The organism is Micromonospora globbae, from assembly GCF_036184225.1.
Taxonomy (GTDB): domain Bacteria; phylum Actinomycetota; class Actinomycetes; order Mycobacteriales; family Micromonosporaceae; genus Micromonospora; species Micromonospora globbae.
In genome coordinates, this window is sequence record NZ_CP108084.1 from 5,544,911 (window position 1) to 5,561,452 (window position 16,542).

Below are 16,542 nucleotides of genomic sequence, written 5' to 3' on the forward strand. Positions count from 1 at the left end.
CTCTCCCCGCCCGCTCCGTCCGGTTCCCGGTGACCAGTCGACACCGTGAACCCGACTTCAGGTCAAGGGCGGGTGGGGCCCGGATCCCCGACAATCCGGGCCCCACCCGCCGGGGGAGGGAGATTCAGGTCGAGGGCAGCCAGTCGAGGCTCCGTCCCGTACGCGGGTCGCTGGCGCGCAGACCGGCTGCCGAGACCGTCCACAGCGTGTCGCCGACGAGCAACGACCGGTCCACGCCGCGCCCGTTGCCGTCCGGGTGGGTCACCCGTCCGATCTCGCTGATGCCGTCGCCGGTGACCCGCAGGAGCCGTACGCCGTCGTCGACGGGCAGCGCGACCAGGCCGGTCCCCGGGTGGTACAGGAAGGCGTGCGGATCGAACTCCACCGCCGACCAGGCGCCGGGCACGTGGTACCGGTCGAGCCGCGCCGGTCGGGTCGGGTCGCGCACGTCGAAGAGGGAGACCTGGAGGCCCTGCGTCCGGCCCCGCGCGTCGGCCTCCTGGCCCACGCCGAGCAGCCGCCCGTCCGGCAGCGGGTGCAGGTAGGCCGAGTAGCCGGTGATCTTCAGCTCGCCCGTGACCCGGGGCGCGGCCGGATCGGTCAGGTCCAGCGTGTAGAGCGGGTCCGTCTGGCGGAAGGTCACCACGTGGCCGGTGCCGCCGAGGAAGCGCACCGAGTGGATCCGCTCGCCCCGGCCCAGGCCCGTGACGGCGCCGACCCGCTCCAGCGTGCCGCCCTGCCGGCGCAGCACGTACACCGCCGACTCCGAGGAGCCTGGGCGTCCCGCGCGGGCGTCGACGGTCGTCGCGACGCGCAGGTCACCCCGCCACTCGGACAGCGCGTACTGGTTGACGAGCCATCCGGGCACCGCCCCGCTGGCGAGGTAGCGCGGGCGCCCGGGGCCGGCCGTGTCGAACTGGTGGAGGACCGTGCTCACCTCCGACCGCTGCCGGCCCCACCAGCTCGGGCGTGACCGCTCCACGGTCCGGTCACCGGCCAGCCAGAGGCTCGTCGCCGTGCCGTACACGACGTCGGCGTCGGCCGCGACGCTCACCGGGTCGCCGTCGCCCAGCCGGTCGGCCGTGAGGTCGAAACTGAGCACGGTCAGCAGGGAGGTGCCGGTGGCGTCGGCCGGACGGCTCAGCCGGTCGCAGCCCACACGGGCGGCGTGCCGCTGCCCGCCGCCGGTCCACTCGTACGCGGGCAGCCAGGCGTCCAGACCGGTCTCCGCGATCACGGCCCGGTTGGCGGCGATCCGTTCGGCGTCGCTGGCGTCCCGTCGGAACGGGAAGTCGAGCCGGGGATGGGAGCGGACCACGACCCGGGCCGTGTCGCCGGTCTGCCGGGCGTCGAGCAGGACACCGTCGATCGAGTAGGTGGCGAGCACGGTGGGCGTCGCCGCCGCGAGGTCCACCAGGGTGAGCAGGGTGGCCCCGCCCGTGGCCGTGTCGTCGGCCGGCCGGAACGTCACCCGGGCCGGCCCGCCGAGCACCAACGCCCGGTCACCGAGCAACAGCAGGTTGCGCTCCCGGTGGCGGTCGGGCAGTGGGCCCGCCCCGAGATCGAGACGTCCGGTCGTGCGCCGGGTCGCCGGGTCGATAACGCGCAGCACGCCGTCACCGATCGTCACGATGCGGCGGCCGTCGGTCTTGACCAGGTCCGGCTCGTCCGCCCCGATCTCGTGGACGTTCGTGGTCGAGTGTTCCGGAGCGGACTCCGCGGCGTACCGGTCGCCGCCGCCCGCCTTCGCCACGGCCGGGACGATCTCGTCCCCGCCGAGACCCCACGGCCCGACCGCCGCGCCGGCGGCCGCGCGCAGGTCGGCCAGCGCCTCGGCGCAGGAGTCGTAGGCGACCAGCCGCATCGGACCGGCGGGTGCGGTGGGTGTGGTGGGCGTGGTCGCCCCGGCGGTGGGCGGGACGCCGCTGCCGGCGAGCAGCGTGAGCGCGGCCAGCGTGCCGACCGCGGCGATCGGGACTCCCCGTGTCATGGCCGGTTCGACGGGACATCGTGGGCCGTGGTTCCCGGCTGGTGCGAACGATCCGGATCAACCGGCGGAGGGGCCGACGCCGGGTGACTCGACCAGCCGGGACAGCACGATGGTGCTGCGGGTGGACGTCACGAACGGCTCGGCCCGCAGCCGTTCGAGCGCCGCCTCCAGGTGGGCGATGTCGGCGGCGCGCAGGTGCACCAGCGCGTCGGCCTCCCCGGAGACGGTGTACGCGCCGACCACCTCGGGGTGCCGTCGGGCCGCCGCGCCGATCTGCGCGGGCGTCGTCCGGCCGGCGCAGAACAGCTCGACGAAGGCCTCGGTGGTCCACCCGACGGCGGCCGGGTCGACGACGGCCGTGAACCCCCGGATGACCCCCGCGGCGCGCAGCCGGTCGACCCGTCGCTTGACGGCCGGGGCGGAGAGTGACACCCGGTTGCCGATGTCGGCATACGACGCCCGGGCGTCGGCGACGAGCAACGCAATGATCCGCTGGTCAACGGCGTCGATCTGCAACGTTCCGCCTCTGGGAAGCAATGGTTGTGGCTGTTACCAAAGTTGGAGGATACCTACCCTTGGTGACCGTGAACCACCAGCGAGTGCCGCGAAAGCGGACATATCTCATGTGCTCCCCCGAGCACTTCGCGGTCGAGTACGCGATTAACCCGTGGATGGACCTCACCACCCCGGTCGACCGCGAACTGGCTGTGAAGCAGTGGGACCGGCTGCGGGAGACCCTCGTGGGCCTCGGCCACGAGGTGCACCTGCTCGCGCCCGAGCCGGGCCTGCCCGACATGGTGTACGCCGCCAACGGCGCGTTCGTGGTGGACGGGACCGTCTACGGCGCCCGGTTCAAGCACGAGCAGCGGGCCGCCGAGGCCGCCGCGCACCGGGCGTTCTACGAGGCGCAGGGCTGGCGGTTCATCGCGCCGAACGAGACCAACGAGGGCGAGGGCGACTTCGCGTACGTCCCGGAGGCGCACGGCGGGCTGATCCTCGCCGGCCACGGGTTCCGGACGGAGCTTCCGGCGCACGCCGAGGCGCAGGAGGCCCTCGGTCGGCCCGTGGTGTCGCTGCGGCTCGTCGACCCCCGCTTCTACCACCTCGACGTGGCGCTCGCCGCCGTCGACGACGCCAACATCGTCTACTTCCCGGGCGCGTTCTCGACGGCCAGCCAGCGGGTCCTCGCGCAGCTCTTCCCGGACGCCGTGGTCGCGGACGACGCCGATGCCATCGCCTTCGGGCTCAACCTGGTGAGCGACGGCCGCAACGTGGTGCTCAACAGCGAGGCGGTCGGGCTCGCCGAGAAGCTCGAGGCGGCGGGCTACCACCCGGTCCCGGTCGAGCTGACCGAACTGAAGAAGGGCGGCGGCAGCGTGAAGTGCTGCATCGCCGAGCTGCGGCACTGACCGCCGCGACGGGCACGTCGCACCGGGGCCGTCCTCCCGCGCGGGGGGACGGCCCCGGTGCCTCCGGGCTCAGCCGAGCGTGGCCAGCTCGGTGATCAGGACGTTGGACAGCACCTGGCCGTCGTTCTGCACCCGGCGCAGGTACCACTTCTGCTGCGGCGTACGCGGCTGGTTGAACTGCCAGATGCCGCGCGGGCTGTCGATCTGCCCGAGCTTGCCGAGAGCGAGGTTGACCTGCTGCGGGTTCGGGTTCTCGCCGGCCAGGTCGATGGCCTGGTCGAGCACCTGCGCCGCGTCGTAGGAGGCCATGGCGTACGTGGTGGGCGAGGTGTTGTGCTTCTTCCGGTACGCCGAGGCGAACACCCGGTTCGCCGTGTTGCTGAGGTCGGCCGAGTAGTTGAGGGCGGTCTCGATGTTGGCGGCGTCGCCCTTCATGTTCTCCAGCGCCGTGCCCTCGGTGAGGAAACCGGGTGCGTACACCGGTCCCTTGTAGCCCTCGTTGCGGAGCTGGCGGATGAACTCGACGCCGGCCTCGGCCGTGTAGAAGCAGAGCACGGCGGTGGGCTTGCGGTTGAGCGCCCGCCGGATGTCCTGCACGTACGCCGTCTTGCCGGGGTTGGCGGCGGCGGTGGTCTTGATGACCGCGCCCGCGATGCGGGGGTCGGAGGCGCCGAACTCCTGCCGGAAGCCGCGCACCACGTCGTCGCCGCCGACGCTGTCCGGGACGATGATCGCCAGCTTGTCGTCGGGGCGGAGCTTCTCCTTGAGGTAGCCCGCGAGCGCCTTCCCCGCCTCGTCGAGCACGTACGACGTACGCCAGATGTAGACCACGCTGGCGAGCGTGCTCGGCGACGCGTTCGAGCCGACGAGGGGCACCCGGGCCTGCTCCACGGTGTCGCGGATGCCGAGCATGACGGCGGAGTTGACCACGCCGGTCAGGGCGAGGACGCCCTGCTGCAGCAGCTTGTCGACCGCGGCCTTGCCGGAGTTGACGGTCTCGCCCTCGTCGGCGGTGAGCAGCGTGACCGGGTGCCCGCCGAGCCGCTGGTCGTGCAGGTCGAGGAAGAGCTGGAAGCCGTTGGTGATCTCGTCGCCGATGGCCTTGAGGCCGCCCGCCTGCGGTGCGATCAGGCCGATCTTGATGGGGCTCTTGGTGTCGGTCGACCCGCCGTCGGCGGCGTCGTCGCCGCACGCCGTGAGGAGTCCGGTGGTACCGAGCGCGGCCAGGATTTGGAGCGCCCGTCTGCGGTTCATCTGCGACACCGAGTCCTTCCAACAGGGGTGGGGGCCGGTCGCCCCTCCGGCGTTCTACCTGCTCCGCGACGCTGCGTCAATCCGCCGATGATCTTCGTGCAGGGATCGCAACGCGTCCACCACGGCCGGCCAGGCGGCCGACTCGGGGTCGATTAGCCCGAAATGCTCGCATTCTTGTAGCTCAACGAGGGTCATATCGGAACCGGCGGCACGGGCTGCCGCCACGAATCCCCGGCTCATCGCCACCGGCACCTGCCGGTCACGCTCCCCGTGGACGACTACTGTCCGTGGCCGAATCGGTACCAACGCCTGCGGATCGGCCGCCGCGTACCGGTCCGGCACCTCGTCCGGGCCGCCGCCGAGCAGCGCCGCGACCGCGCCGGAGTCCAGGTCCCGCCGGTACGCCTCCCCGAGGTCGGCCACCGGGGCGAGGGCGAGCACGCCACCGACCGCCGCCGGGGCCGTGGCGGCCACGTAGAGCGCGAGGTGGCCGCCCGCCGAGTGGCCGAGAAGGATCGGTGGGGCGTCGGGGACCCGGCCCGGCATCGCCGACGCGGCCAGCCGGGGCAGTGCGGTCACGCCCGCGAGGACGTCGGTGAGGGTGTTCGGCCAGCCGCCGCCCGGCTGCCCGGTACGCCGGTACTCCACCTGCGCCACGGGGTACCCGAGCGCGGCCAGGGCCGCGGCCATCGGGCCGGTGTGCCGCCGGTCGTACTCGGACCGCCAGAAGCCGCCGTGCACCACGACGACGAGCGGGCGGGCCGGCCCGTCCCCACCCGGCTCGCTCACGGCCGGCTCGCGGAGGTCGGCGACGTGATCGGGATGGTCGCCGTACGCCACCGTGTGGTCGGGCTCCGGTGCGGGCCGGGTCAGGACGGCGCGCGGATCGGCGGACATGGCGTGACGGTAGCGCGACCGCCGGACGGCGCCGGGGTGAGGGAGTCGGTCCCGGCGAGCGTCGGGACCGGGCGCTGGGTAAAGATGGTTCCCATGACCGAAGCGCGCTCCGCTGGACAGAACGACGAGCCGGGCCACGAGGGCACCGGTCACTCCGGCACGGTGGTGGTGGTCGGCCCTGACGGCCGGCCCGTCGGCACCGTGCAGACCGACGACGGGCAGGGGGAGGACCCGACCCGCCTCGTCGAGCAGCCCGCGAAGGTGATGCGGATCGGCAGCATGATCAAGCAGTTGCTGGAGGAGGTCAAGGCCGCACCGCTGGACGACGCCAGCCGGCACCGGATGCGGGAGATCCACGAGCGGTCGATCGTCGAGCTCAAGGAGGGTCTCGCCCCCGAGCTGCGCGAGGAACTGGAGCGCATCTCGCTGCCCTTCACCGAGGAGGGCGCGCCGAGCGAGAGCGAGCTGCGCATCGCGCACGCCCAGCTGGTCGGCTGGCTGGAGGGTCTCTTCCACGGCATCCAGGCGGCGCTGGTCGCCCAGCAGATGGCCGCCCGGGTGCAGCTCGAGCAGATGCGATCCGGACGGGCGCTGCCCAGCGGCCCCGGCGGGATGGCGCCCGGGATGCCGGGCATGGGGCAGTCGCAGGGCGGCGAGGGGCACAGCACCGGCCAGTACCTCTGATCCCGCCGGCCGCGTGCGACGGCGCGGCCGACCGGGTAGCGGCCCTCGGGGAACCGCGCCGGCCGTGGGCGTCCCGCCCCGGCCGGCGCTCACCCCACGCCGAAGACCTTCTCCAGGTGGGCCGCCACGCCGTCCTCGTCGTTGGCGGGCGCGACCTCGTGCGCGATCTCCAGGACGGCCCGGTGCGCGTTCGCCACCGCGACGGCCCGGCCGGCCCAGGTGAGCATCGGCACGTCGTTCGGCATGTCGCCGAAGGCCAGCACGTCGGCCGCGTCGATGCCGAGCCGCCCGCAGTACCAGGCCAGCCCCGCCGCCTTCGTCACCCCGGCCGCGGAGATCTCGACGAGCCCCGAGTACGACGAGTGGGTCGCCTCCGCCAGCCCTTCCAGGGCCGCCGCCACCAGCTCCACGAACGCGTCCGGGTCCTGTTCGCCGGCGCGGGCCAGCAGCTTCACCGCGGGCGCCTCCAGCAGCTCCTCGGGCGACTCCACGGCGCGGATCGCGTCGTGGTCGGCGTCCCAGCGCATCGGGTAGTGCGCCTCGTGCCGCATCTGCCGGCTGTCGGTCACCTCGACGGCGAAGCTCACCCCGGGCACCTCGGCCCGCAGCCGCCGCGCCACCTCCGCGAGCAGCTCGGGGGCCAGCGGATCGGCCCGCAGCACCTCGTCACCGACCGGGTCGTACACGACGGCGCCGTTCGCGCAGATCGCGGGCAGCGGCTCGGCCAGCTGCTCGTACACCAGCTTCATCCAGCGGATCGGGCGTCCCGTGACCAGCACGACCGGCGTGCCCCGCGCGCTGATCCGGGCCAGCACCTCGGCGGTGCGCGGGCTGACGGTCCGGTCGTCCCGGAGCAGCGTCCCGTCGATGTCGGTGGCGACCAGTCGAGGTGTCTCTCCCATCACCGGGAGAGTAGTCGGTCCAGGTAGACCGCCACCCCGTCGTCGTCGTTGCGCAGGGTCACCTCGTCGGCGGCCGCCCGCACGGCCGGGTGCGCGTTGGAGACGGCCACCCGGGACCAGCCCGCCCACGCGAACATCGGCAGGTCGTTCGGCATGTCACCGAAGACCAGCACGTCGCCCGGGTCGACGCCGAGGGTCTGCGCCACGACGGCCAGCCCGGTGGCCTTGTCGACCCCGGGCGGGCAGATCTCCACGAACCCGAGCCCCGCCTGGGTGAGCGTGGCCACCTCCGGCGGCACGATCCGGCGGGCCACGTCGAGCAGTTCGTCGACGTGGTGGTCCGCCGTGCGCGCGAACGCCTTGATCACGTCGCTGGAGAGGCACTCCGCCCGGGTACGCGGCTCGAACCGGTCCTGGTAGGGCCAGCTCGGGTCGTGGTCACCCCAGAGCGGGGCGTCGTGCTCGTCGGACGCCTCCACCATCACGGTCAGGGGGCCGACCTCGGCCTCCAGGTCGGCGAGGATCCGGGCGAGCACCTCGGCGGGGAGCCGCTCGTCCCGGAGCACCACCGGGCCGGCCGGATCGCTCTGGTCGACCACGCGCCCGCCGCCGGCCATCACCAGGAAGTCGGCCGCGCGGATGTCGTTGCGGGTCAGCTCGGTCAGCCGGGGGCCGCGGCCGGTGGCGCCCACCACCGGAATCCCGGCGGCCCGCACCCGGTCGAGCACCTCGTGGGTGTACGCCGACACGGTGTCGTCGCTGCGGACGAGCGTCCCGTCGAGGTCGGTGGCGATCAGCTTGGGCAGTCCCGGGCGGGTCATCGTTCCTCCTTCGCCCGCCGCCGTCGCAACCAGCCGTTTCAGTGGTCGATCGTCGACCCGGAGTGACGGCGGGCAGCAACCGTACCTCGCCCGACCGGTCACAACCATGGCTTCCAGGCGAATCGGATGCCAACCCGCGGCGGACCCTGGTTGTCGGCGTTCCCGCCCGGCCCGTCGTCGTACGGTGAGGGGTGTGGTGCGCGACTGGCCGGCGGCGGAGCCCATCGAGACCGAGCGGCTCGTGCTGGAGCCGCTGCGGGTCGAGCACGCGGACGAGATGGCCCCGCTCCTGCGCGACGAGCGCCTGCACGAGTTCATCGGCGGCCGGCCGGCAACGCTTCAGGAACTGCGGTACCGGTACGCCCGCCAGGCCGCCGGGCACTCGCCGGACGGCGCCGAGGGCTGGCTGAACTGGATCGTGCGGCACCGGGAGACCGGCGACGCGGTGGGCACCGTACAGGCCACGATCCGGCTCGACGGCGCCCGTACGGTGGCCGAGCTGGCCTGGGTCGTCGTCGCGCCGCAGCAGGGCCGCGGCTACGCCGCCGAGGCCGCCACCGCCATGGTCGGCTGGCTCGACCGGCACGGCATCGCCGCGCTGATCGCCCACGTGCACCCCGACCACCGCGCGTCGGCGCGGGTGGCCGAGCGGCTCGGCCTGCGCGCCACCGACGCGCTGGTCGACGGCGAGGTGCGCTGGGTCGGTCCGTGAGTGCGGAGCCCTGCCGGCGGCGGGTCCGCGGGGCGGTTGCCGTGCTGGCGGCCGGTCCGTGAGCCAGGAGCGAACCGGCGGCCGGGCGGCCGGCACGGAGCCTCGCCGCGTCCGTCGCCCTGACGGCGCGGCGGCCGGGACTCAGATCGGCGGTTCCGGGCGGGCGAACGGCACGGTCGGCTGGACGGTCAGGTCGGCCGGCGCCGGCGGCACGTCGTCGGGCTCCTCCCGCACCGCCCGGCGCCGCCGCGGGAGCACGGGCCCGGACGGCTCGGTCCCGTCCGGCACGGCGGCGTACGGCGCGAGCCGCAGCGCCGCGCCGAGCAGCGCGCAGGCCACGAAGGCCATCACGAGGCCTCGGCCGTACTCGATGCGGAAGCCGTCCTGGGGGGAGTAGAGGATCCCGCGCCGCACCGGGTCGTCCAGTTGGACCGCGGCGACGGCGAGCACCGCCAGCAGCGACCCGGCCAGGGCGAATCCGGCGACCCGGGCGTTGGGCCGGACACCCGGTGTGCCCCGCAGCGCGAGAGCCACGGCGCAGACCAGGGCGAGCAGCCCCACCAGGTAGCCGATCCCGAGGCCGCCGATCTCGGCGACCCCGGCGGGCACCTCGAGCGGCTGGTCGTCGCGGCCACTGTCGGGCAGGGTCATCACCACCCACTCGCCGAACAGCGAACCGACGCCGGCCACCGCTCCCAGCCCCGCGAGCAGCGGTGGCAGCAGCCCGTCCCGGCCGAGCGCGGCGAGCGGATGCCGGCGCTCCGGCGCCCCGGACTCGACCTCGCCCCACTCGATGACGGCCGTGCCGTCGGAGCGGTCGTCCTGACGCGGGATGGGAAGCTCTCGGGACATCGCCATCCTTCCGCCGGTCACGGGCCTGGTCGAATGATGGCACAGGGGACGGCGGTGACGGGGATCGCAGCGCGGGCGTCGCGGGAGCCCGTCGCAGGTGGTGTCGCTTTCCGATAGCGTCGGCACCATGCCTATCCGTACCGCTTCCGCACGTTGGCAGGGCAACCTCACCGAGGGGTCCGGCACGCTCCGCACCGGCAAGGGCGGGCTCGAGGGGAACTACTCGTTCAAGTCGCGCTTCGAGGAGGGGGAGGGCACCAACCCCGAGGAGCTGATCGGCGCCGCGCACGCCGGCTGCTTCTCGATGGCCTTCTCGAAGGCGCTCGCCGACGCTGGTGCGACGCCCACCTCCGTGGAGACCACCGCCAAGGTCCACTTCGAGAAGACCGACGCCGGGTTCAGCGTGACCCGGATCGACCTGGAGACCGTCGGGCAGGTGCCGGGCCTCGACGAGGGCGAGTTCCAGAAGCTCGCCGAGGCGGCCAAGGCGAACTGCCCGATCTCCCGCCTGCTCTCGCCGGGCGCCGAGATCACCCTCACCGCCCGCCTCGCCTCCTGACCCCCGTCGACCGCACGCTCACGGAGAGGGCCCCCGTCCGGGCGACGGCCGCTCTCTCCGTGGGCGGGTAGGGATCTTGGTGGGGCCGCGTACGGGCGGCGTCGGGCAGAATGGCGTGGTGCCGATGGAGATGAGCCGCGAGCGCTTCGAGGAGCTGGTCGCCGACGCTCTCGACGAGGTGCCCGAGGAACTGCTCGGCCTCATGAACAACGTGGTGATCCTCGTCGAGGACGACCCGCCGCCGGGCGAGGACGACCTGCTCGGCCTCTATGAGGGGCACGCCCTGACCGAGCGGGGCTGGGACTACTCCGGGGTGTTGCCGGACCGGATCTTCATCTACCGCCACCCCATCCTGCGCATCTGCGACACGGAGGACGACGTCGTCGACGAGGTCGCGATCACCGTGGTGCACGAGATCGCCCACCACTTCGGCATCGACGACGAGCGGCTGCACGAGCTGGGCTGGGCCTGACCCGCCGGTCGTCCGCCCCGACGCCGCCGATCCGCGCCGGCGGCCACGCCGCGTGACCGATGCCCACCGTTGTCACGGTCACCTACCGTCGTCGTGGCAGGCATCGTGACTCAGGAGGCACCCATGCGCAGCTCGCTGTTCTCGGCCGAGAACCTGGAGCAGGAGTCCGCGCAGCCCGGCATGCGGCTGCAGAACTCCAAGATGTTGAAGATCGAGCTCAACGGCGAGGCGATGGCCCGGGTCGGGTCGATGGTCGCCTACCAGGGGAACGTGCAGTTCCAGGCGCTGGGCTCCGGCGGCCTGGGCAAGTTCCTCAAGCAGAAGCTCACCGGCGAGGGCGTGCCGCTCATGCGGGTCAGCGGTCAGGGCGACGTCTTCCTCGCCGAGCTGGCCAAGGACGTCCACATCATCGACCTGGAGCCGGGCGACGCGCTCTCGATCAACGGCTCCAGCGTGCTGGCCTTCGACTCCACCCTCCAGTACGACATCAAGATGGTCGGCGGCGCTGGCATGGCCTCCTCGTCCGGCCTGTTCAACTGCGTGTTCACCGGCTACGGCCGGATCGCGATCACCACGAAGGGCACCCCGGTCGTGCTCAACGTCGACCAGCCGACGTACGTCGACCCGCAGGCGGCGGTGTGCTGGTCGGCGAACCTCCAGACGGGCTACCACCGGGCCGAGCAGCTCGGCCTCGGCACGCTGCTCGGTCGGCGCACCGGCGAGGCGTTCACCATGAGCTTCGCCGGGCAGGGGTTCGTGGTGGTGCAGCCGTCGGAGGAGCCGCCGGTCATGGGCAGCGGCGCGCAGGAGCAGCAGGGCGGCCTGCTCGGCGGCCTGCTGAGCTGAACGCTCCCCGGCGCCTCGGCCGGCTGCCTGCCGGCCGGGCCCGGGCGCCGGCGGCTCAGCTCCGCGTCCCGGTTCGGGGGCGTGGGCGTCGCTCGGGCCACGTGGTCGTGCGTCCCGGTCGGGTGGTCGTGCGTCCCGGTCGGGGCACTCGGTCGTGTGTCGCGGTCGGGCGGCGGTCAGCTGAGTTCGCCGGCACGCAGTCGGGCCAGCCAGGCCGCCGCGTCGGCGTAGTCGGCGTCCGAGAGGCCGGGCGGCGGCGGGACGGGCCGCTCGCCCGCCGCCTCCGCCCAGCGGTGGCGGGGGTACGAGCCGAGGAAGCGTACGTCGGCGCAGACCCGGCGCAGCCCCTGCAACGCCTCGCCGAGCCGGACGTCCGCCACGTGCCCCGTGCAGTCGAGGAAGAAGACGTAGCGGCCCAGCGCCTCGCCCGTGGGCCGGGACTCGATGCGGGTCAGGTTGACCCCGCGTACGGCCAGCTCCATGAGCACCGCCAGCAGCGCGCCCACCCGGTCGTGGGCGATGTAGACGGCCAGCGAGGTCACGTCGTCCCCGGTCGGTGGCGGGGGCGGGCCGGGACGGGAGAGCAGCGCGAACCGCGTCACCGCGTCCGGATGGTCGGCGATCTTGTCGGCGAGCACCGCCAGCCGGTGCCGCGTCGCGCCGATGGGCGCGCAGATGGCGGCGTCGTACTCGCCGGCGGCGGCACCCGCGGCGGCGGCGCCGTTGGAGAGGACGTCGACCACGACGGCGTCGGGCAGGTGGACCCGGAGCCAGTTCCGGCACTGGGTGGACGCCTGCGGGTGCGCGGCCACCGTACGGACCGCGGCCAGCTCGGTGCCGGACCGCGCGCCGAGCACGAACTCCACGGGCAGGATCACCTCGCGGGTGATCACCAGGGGCTCGCCCTCGGCCAACTCGTCCAGCGTCACCCCGACCGCCCCGCCGATCGAGTTCTCCAGCGGCACCAGGGCCGCGTCGGCGTCGCCGGCCCGGACGTTCTCCAGCGCCTCCCCGACGCTGCGGGCGGGCGTACGGCTGCCGCGTTCGGCGGCGGGGATCGTGCGCAGCGCCTGCTCGGCGAAGGTGCCCTCGGGCCCGAGGTAGACGAAGCGCGTCGGCGGCGTACCCGGCATGCCGACCAGCCTACGCACCCGGTACGCCCACCGTGCCGCCGTCGCAGGCCAAGGTCCGGATGCCGGGCGGGGCGAGCACCCGCACCTCGGCGGTGCAGACGTCGGTGCCGGCCGTCACCAGCTCCGGGGCGGTCGCCCGGCCCCGGGTGACCACCAGGAGTTCCTCGTAGCCGGTCACCTGGAGCACCGTGTACTGCCAGTCCGCGGCGCACTGCGGCCCGGTGCGGACCTGGACGCGGACGTCGTCGGGGAGCACCCCGGCGGGGCCACGCAGCAGCCGGACGATCCGCTCGCCGGTCGGCCCGCTCCGGCAGGGTGTCGCCACCAGACCGGCGTCGGTCGGCGTGGCCGACGCCTCCGGGAAACCCGACGGGAGACCGGTGGCCGGCGGGACCGCCGGGGTGGGCACCGAGGTCGGTGGCGGCGGTGCGGTCGGTGAGGCGGCCGACGCCGGCTGGCGAAGGTCGGGTGGGGCCCCGCAGCCGGCCAGTGCCAGCGCGGCCACGACGGCCACCGCCGGACGGCGCCACCGGTGGGGCGTCCGCGGCGTGCCGGCCGCACCCGGGGCACCGGGCGGCGTCGGGTGTGCGCCGGGCGGCGTCGACGGCCGGCCGGCGGAGCGGCGGAGCGCGGTACGGCGGGGCGGGGTGGGCGGCACGGCCGATCCTGAGGGGGCGGGGACGGTGGGCCGGGGGTGGCCGTGCCCATCGTAGGAGGATCCGCAGCGCGGGTGAAGGTCAGCCGAGCACGCGGTGCCCGGCGCGCTCGAGCGCGGCGGTCGCCTCGCCGAGCCGTACGCTCGGGACCAGCAGGTAGTCGGTGTCGAACGTGGAGAACGCCACCGCGCTCACGCGGGCCGCCGTGAGCGGGTCGACCAGGGCGGCCAGGGTGCCGGTGACGGCCACGCCGTCCGGGCCGGCCACCCGCAGGCAGCGCCACGCCGTCTCCACCACGGCGTGCTCGGGGGCCCGGTCCATCGGACAGATCACCGAGATGCCGTCAGCGGTCCAGCTCACCGTCACCACGTCGGCGGCGCCGAGCCCGCTCGACAACGCGGGCGGCAGGGCGGAGCCGGCGGCCATCCGGCACACGGCGTACTCCCCCGGCAGCAGCGCGATATCGAGCATGAGGGCACCCTACGGCCTCGGCCCGACCCCTCCCGGCTTCGCCGCGTGCGGCGAACGCCACACATCGCCGCAGGTCAGACGCCGGAGAAGAACGTCAGCGAGCCGGCCACGACGCCGTCGGTGAGCACCGGTGTGGAGATCGCGTCCACCGTCGAGTCCGGGGCTCCCTCGGTCGCCGCCTGTACGCGGAGCAGGCCCCGGGCGAGCCGGCCGGAGGAGAGCGCCAGCAGGGGCGGGATCTTGTCGATCTCCTGCTCGGTCAGCTCGCCGCGGTTGGCGGTGAAGTCGAGCAGGCGCAGCCCGCCGTCGAGCAGGGGCAGCCCGATCACCGTCCGCGGCTCGCCGAGGCAGAGCAGCTCGCACCCCGCGGCCGAGATCGCCACCACCCGGGTCTCGGCATCGATGAGCAGGCAGGGCTCGTCGGCCTCCGACACCGTCGAGGACCAGCGGCCCACGTTGTCGAACTCCGGCTCTGTCGAGGCCCGCGCCGCCGGCACGAACACTTCCGAGAGCGAGAGTTCGACGTGGGCCACCGAGCCTCCTATGTACACCGACGGACTGTCCACGCTAGCCGGTTGTCCAGACGGTCGGCGACCGCACCGCGACCGCCGGACCACCGCTGCGCGAGCGGCTACCGGACCGGACGGCCGGCGACGGCGCGGACCTGTGGCGCCGGCGGCGGCCGGCCCACGTGACGTCCCCGATGACGTTACCGGCGGTTGGCCGGCTTGTCAGCGGCCGTTCGGCCGTCCTCGTACCACCGGTAGTCGGCGGCCGGACGGTAGGTGCCGTTCAGCCAGGTGTTCGGATGCTGTGCCACCCGGGACAGCTTCTCGGCGGTCGCCGGGGTGATCCGGTTTCCGCCGGCGACGAGCAGGCGGTCCAGCTCCCGGTGCGTGGCCATGAGGCAGTCCTTGGGCAGGCCGTAGACGCTGATGACGCCGGAGCCGACGAACGTCAGCACCGGCGTCACCGGGATCGGCAGGCCCACGGCGTCCGACAACGCCTTGCTGGCCCGCTTGGCGTCGCGGCGCGCCTCGGTCACGTACGGCGGGCGCTTGCCGTTGATCTGGACGACGTCGCCGGCCACGAGCACCCGGGCCCGGCCGTGGTCGACGATGGTGACCGCGAAGAGACCGCTCGGCCCGATGGCGAGGAACCCGGCGCGTTCCTCGTGCGGCCGGTCCAGAAGGAGGTCGGCCGGGTCGGTGCGGGGCCACTCGATGACGTGCCACGCCGGCCCGAGGTGGTCGAGCTGGCCGAGGGCCCGCGCGCCGGCCGCCTCCAGTCGTCGTGCGCCGCGCTCCGCCCGCCGACGGCGGGCCCACTCGAGAGGGGTCGGACGGACCGGCTCGAGGGCCCCCGGCGACTCCACGCGGGGGTGTGGCACCGCCACACGCGGCAGGCCGCGGCTGGTCGGTACGGCTCGGCGGGCGGGGAAGACAGTCATCGCGACCTCCGGCAAAAGGTCCCTCGAAGTTATGTCCCCACTACCCTACGTTGCCAGTCGGGGTGGTCGGCAAGGTGGAGCGCCGGAGTGACTGTGGATGAATGCCATATTCATCCACACTTCTTTTCCCGGATGCCGCCAAACCCTGCCCTACGCTGCCAGGGTGACCCACTATGTGGACAGCGAAGTCGGCCGGCTCGGGACGGTCCTCCTGCACCGTCCCGGCCCGGAACTCGCCCGCCTGACCCCTCGCAACAACGACTCCCTCCTCTTCGACGCCATCCCGTGGGTGGGACGCGCGCAGGAGGAGCACGACGCCTTCGCCGCGGCGCTGCGCGAGCGTGGGGTGGAGGTGCTCTACCTGGCCGACCTGCTCGCCGAGACGCTGGGCGTCGCCGACGCCCGGGCCGAGCTGACCGAGCAGGTGCTCAGCTCGCCCCGGCTGGGGGACACGCTGCGCGCGCGGGTCGCCGACCACCTCGCGTACCTCGACCCGGCCGCGCTCGCCGACGTGCTCATCGCCGGTCTCGCCCACGAGGAGCTGCGGATCAGCCCGGAACGCCCGGGCGGGCTCGTCTACACGCTGATGGACCGGCACGACTTCGTCATCGACCCGCTGCCCAACCTGCTCTTCACCCGGGACTCGTCACTGTGGATCCGGGACCGGGTCGGTGTCACCAGCCTCGCCATGCAGGCGCGGCGGCGGGAGAGCACGCTGACCAACGCCATCTACCGTCACCACCCGCGCTTCGCCGGCACCGAGTTCGTCTACCACCCGGGACTGGAGCACCTGGAGGGCGGCGACGTCCTGCTGCTGGCGCCCGGTGTGATCGCGGTGGGGGTGGGCGAGCGGACCACGCCCGCCGGCGCCGAGCGGCTCGGGCGGCAGGTCTTCGCCGCCGGGCTGGCGCACACCATCCTCGTGGTGCCGATCGCGCAGGAGCGGGCCACCATGCACCTGGACACGGTCTGCACGATGGTCGACGTCGATGCCGTCCTCATGTACCCGAACGTCGCCGACACGCTGTCGGCGTACACCGTGATCGCCGGCGCGGACGGCGGCGACCCCCGGGTGGACGGGCCGGCCCCCTTCCTGCGGGCCGCCGCGGACGCCATGGACCTCGACCAGCTCCGCGTCATCGACACCGGCCTCGACCCGGTCACCGCCGAGCGCGAGCAGTGGGACGACGGCAACAACACCCTCGCCATCGCGCCGCGGCTCTGCGTGGGGTACGAGCGCAACGTCGAGACCAACGCGCAGCTGGAACGGGCGGGCATCGAGGTGATCCCGATCGCCGGCTCGGAACTCGGCTCCGGCCGGGGCGGCCCCCGCTGCATGTCCTGCCCCCTGGTACGCGAGCCGCTCTGACCCCCTCTTCCCCGCGATCTTGCACTTTGTGCCCCGACAAAAGCCACACAGTGGCACGAACCGAG

General features: G+C 73.8%; 19 protein-coding genes. 7 read left to right on the forward strand and 12 right to left on the reverse strand.

The window, feature by feature from the left end; genetic code table 11:
• Window positions 1-124: 124 nt before the first annotated feature.
• Both OG994_RS25090 and OG994_RS25095 read right to left on the reverse strand, forming a co-directional pair.
• On the reverse strand, window positions 125-1,990 hold the full coding sequence (locus OG994_RS25090) for a beta-propeller domain-containing protein (protein ID WP_328851158.1): 1,866 nt from the start codon (window positions 1,988-1,990) through the stop codon (window positions 125-127).
• Between the two features lie 57 nt (window positions 1,991-2,047).
• Complete coding sequence (locus tag OG994_RS25095; RefSeq protein ID WP_120331378.1) at window positions 2,048-2,506, reverse strand: Lrp/AsnC family transcriptional regulator; 459 nt, start codon at window positions 2,504-2,506, stop codon at window positions 2,048-2,050.
• Between the two features lie 59 nt (window positions 2,507-2,565).
• Between OG994_RS25095 and ddaH the strand changes: the two genes are divergently transcribed.
• Window positions 2,566-3,399 carry a dimethylargininase gene (gene ddaH / locus OG994_RS25100; protein ID WP_338042008.1) on the forward strand — a complete coding sequence of 278 codons (834 nt, stop codon included), beginning with the start codon at window positions 2,566-2,568 and terminating at the stop codon, window positions 3,397-3,399.
• Window positions 3,400-3,468: 69 nt separating this feature from the next.
• On the opposite strand, the gene OG994_RS25105 is transcribed toward ddaH, so the two are convergent.
• Window positions 3,469-4,662, reverse strand: a complete 1,194-nt coding sequence (locus OG994_RS25105; RefSeq protein ID WP_328851159.1) for an ABC transporter substrate-binding protein — start codon at window positions 4,660-4,662, stop codon at window positions 3,469-3,471.
• A gap of 45 nt (window positions 4,663-4,707) precedes the next feature.
• Window positions 4,708-5,550: an alpha/beta hydrolase family protein gene (locus OG994_RS25110; RefSeq protein WP_328851160.1), complete on the reverse strand. Its 843-nt coding sequence runs from the start codon at window positions 5,548-5,550 to the stop codon at window positions 4,708-4,710.
• A gap of 84 nt (window positions 5,551-5,634) precedes the next feature.
• On the opposite strand from OG994_RS25110, the gene OG994_RS25115 reads away from it, so the two are divergent.
• A complete protein-coding gene (locus tag OG994_RS25115; protein WP_120331382.1) occupies window positions 5,635-6,234 on the forward strand; it encodes a bacterial proteasome activator family protein in 600 nt (199 codons plus the stop codon).
• An 89-nt stretch (window positions 6,235-6,323) separates the two neighbouring features.
• On the opposite strand, the gene OG994_RS25120 is transcribed toward OG994_RS25115, so the two are convergent.
• Together OG994_RS25120 and OG994_RS25125 are read right to left on the reverse strand one after the other, a co-directional pair.
• Window positions 6,324-7,136 carry an HAD family hydrolase gene (locus OG994_RS25120; protein WP_120331383.1) on the reverse strand — a complete coding sequence of 271 codons (813 nt, stop codon included), beginning with the start codon at window positions 7,134-7,136 and terminating at the stop codon, window positions 6,324-6,326.
• Window positions 7,136-7,957, reverse strand: coding sequence for an HAD family hydrolase (locus OG994_RS25125; protein ID WP_328851161.1), 822 nt, complete (start codon window positions 7,955-7,957; stop codon window positions 7,136-7,138). Before OG994_RS25125 ends, OG994_RS25120 begins: the two co-directional genes overlap by 1 nt.
• A gap of 193 nt (window positions 7,958-8,150) precedes the next feature.
• Between OG994_RS25125 and OG994_RS25130 the strand changes: the two genes are divergently transcribed.
• Window positions 8,151-8,669 (forward strand): GNAT family N-acetyltransferase, encoded by a 519-nt coding sequence (locus tag OG994_RS25130; RefSeq protein WP_328851162.1) that lies wholly within the window; start codon window positions 8,151-8,153, stop codon window positions 8,667-8,669.
• A 141-nt stretch (window positions 8,670-8,810) separates the two neighbouring features.
• Here OG994_RS25130 and OG994_RS25135 read toward each other — a convergent pair whose 3' ends face one another.
• A complete protein-coding gene (locus OG994_RS25135; protein WP_120331385.1) occupies window positions 8,811-9,521 on the reverse strand; it encodes a hypothetical protein in 711 nt (236 codons plus the stop codon).
• 127 nt (window positions 9,522-9,648) lie between these two features.
• Between OG994_RS25135 and OG994_RS25140 the strand changes: the two genes are divergently transcribed.
• From OG994_RS25140 to OG994_RS25150, 3 genes are all read left to right on the forward strand, one after another.
• Window positions 9,649-10,080, forward strand: a complete 432-nt coding sequence (locus OG994_RS25140) for an OsmC family protein (protein ID WP_328851163.1) — start codon at window positions 9,649-9,651, stop codon at window positions 10,078-10,080.
• Between the two features lie 124 nt (window positions 10,081-10,204).
• On the forward strand, window positions 10,205-10,552 hold the full coding sequence (locus OG994_RS25145; protein ID WP_120331387.1) for a metallopeptidase family protein: 348 nt from the start codon (window positions 10,205-10,207) through the stop codon (window positions 10,550-10,552).
• Window positions 10,553-10,675: 123 nt separating this feature from the next.
• Complete coding sequence (locus OG994_RS25150) at window positions 10,676-11,398, forward strand: AIM24 family protein (protein ID WP_120331388.1); 723 nt, start codon at window positions 10,676-10,678, stop codon at window positions 11,396-11,398.
• A gap of 176 nt (window positions 11,399-11,574) precedes the next feature.
• Here the strand turns inward: OG994_RS25150 and pheA are convergent, their stop codons facing one another.
• From pheA to OG994_RS25175, 5 genes are all read right to left on the reverse strand, one after another.
• Window positions 11,575-12,531 carry a prephenate dehydratase gene (pheA, locus tag OG994_RS25155; protein WP_120331444.1) on the reverse strand — a complete coding sequence of 319 codons (957 nt, stop codon included), beginning with the start codon at window positions 12,529-12,531 and terminating at the stop codon, window positions 11,575-11,577.
• 10 nt (window positions 12,532-12,541) lie between these two features.
• Window positions 12,542-13,045, reverse strand: coding sequence for a hypothetical protein (locus OG994_RS25160; protein WP_328853791.1), 504 nt, complete (start codon window positions 13,043-13,045; stop codon window positions 12,542-12,544).
• Between the two features lie 223 nt (window positions 13,046-13,268).
• Entirely contained in the window at window positions 13,269-13,658 is a 390-nt protein-coding gene (locus OG994_RS25165; RefSeq protein ID WP_120331389.1) for an ACT domain-containing protein, read from the reverse strand.
• 74 nt (window positions 13,659-13,732) lie between these two features.
• A complete protein-coding gene (locus tag OG994_RS25170) occupies window positions 13,733-14,191 on the reverse strand; it encodes a hypothetical protein (protein ID WP_120331390.1) in 459 nt (152 codons plus the stop codon).
• A gap of 176 nt (window positions 14,192-14,367) precedes the next feature.
• The gene (locus OG994_RS25175) at window positions 14,368-15,108 is read right to left on the reverse strand and encodes a hypothetical protein (RefSeq protein ID WP_328851164.1); all 741 of its coding nucleotides are present in this window, start codon (window positions 15,106-15,108) and stop codon (window positions 14,368-14,370) included.
• Window positions 15,109-15,271: 163 nt separating this feature from the next.
• On the opposite strand from OG994_RS25175, the gene OG994_RS25180 reads away from it, so the two are divergent.
• The gene (locus OG994_RS25180; RefSeq protein WP_120331392.1) at window positions 15,272-16,477 is read left to right on the forward strand and encodes an arginine deiminase; all 1,206 of its coding nucleotides are present in this window, start codon (window positions 15,272-15,274) and stop codon (window positions 16,475-16,477) included.
• The last annotated feature ends 65 nt before the right edge of the window (window positions 16,478-16,542 follow it).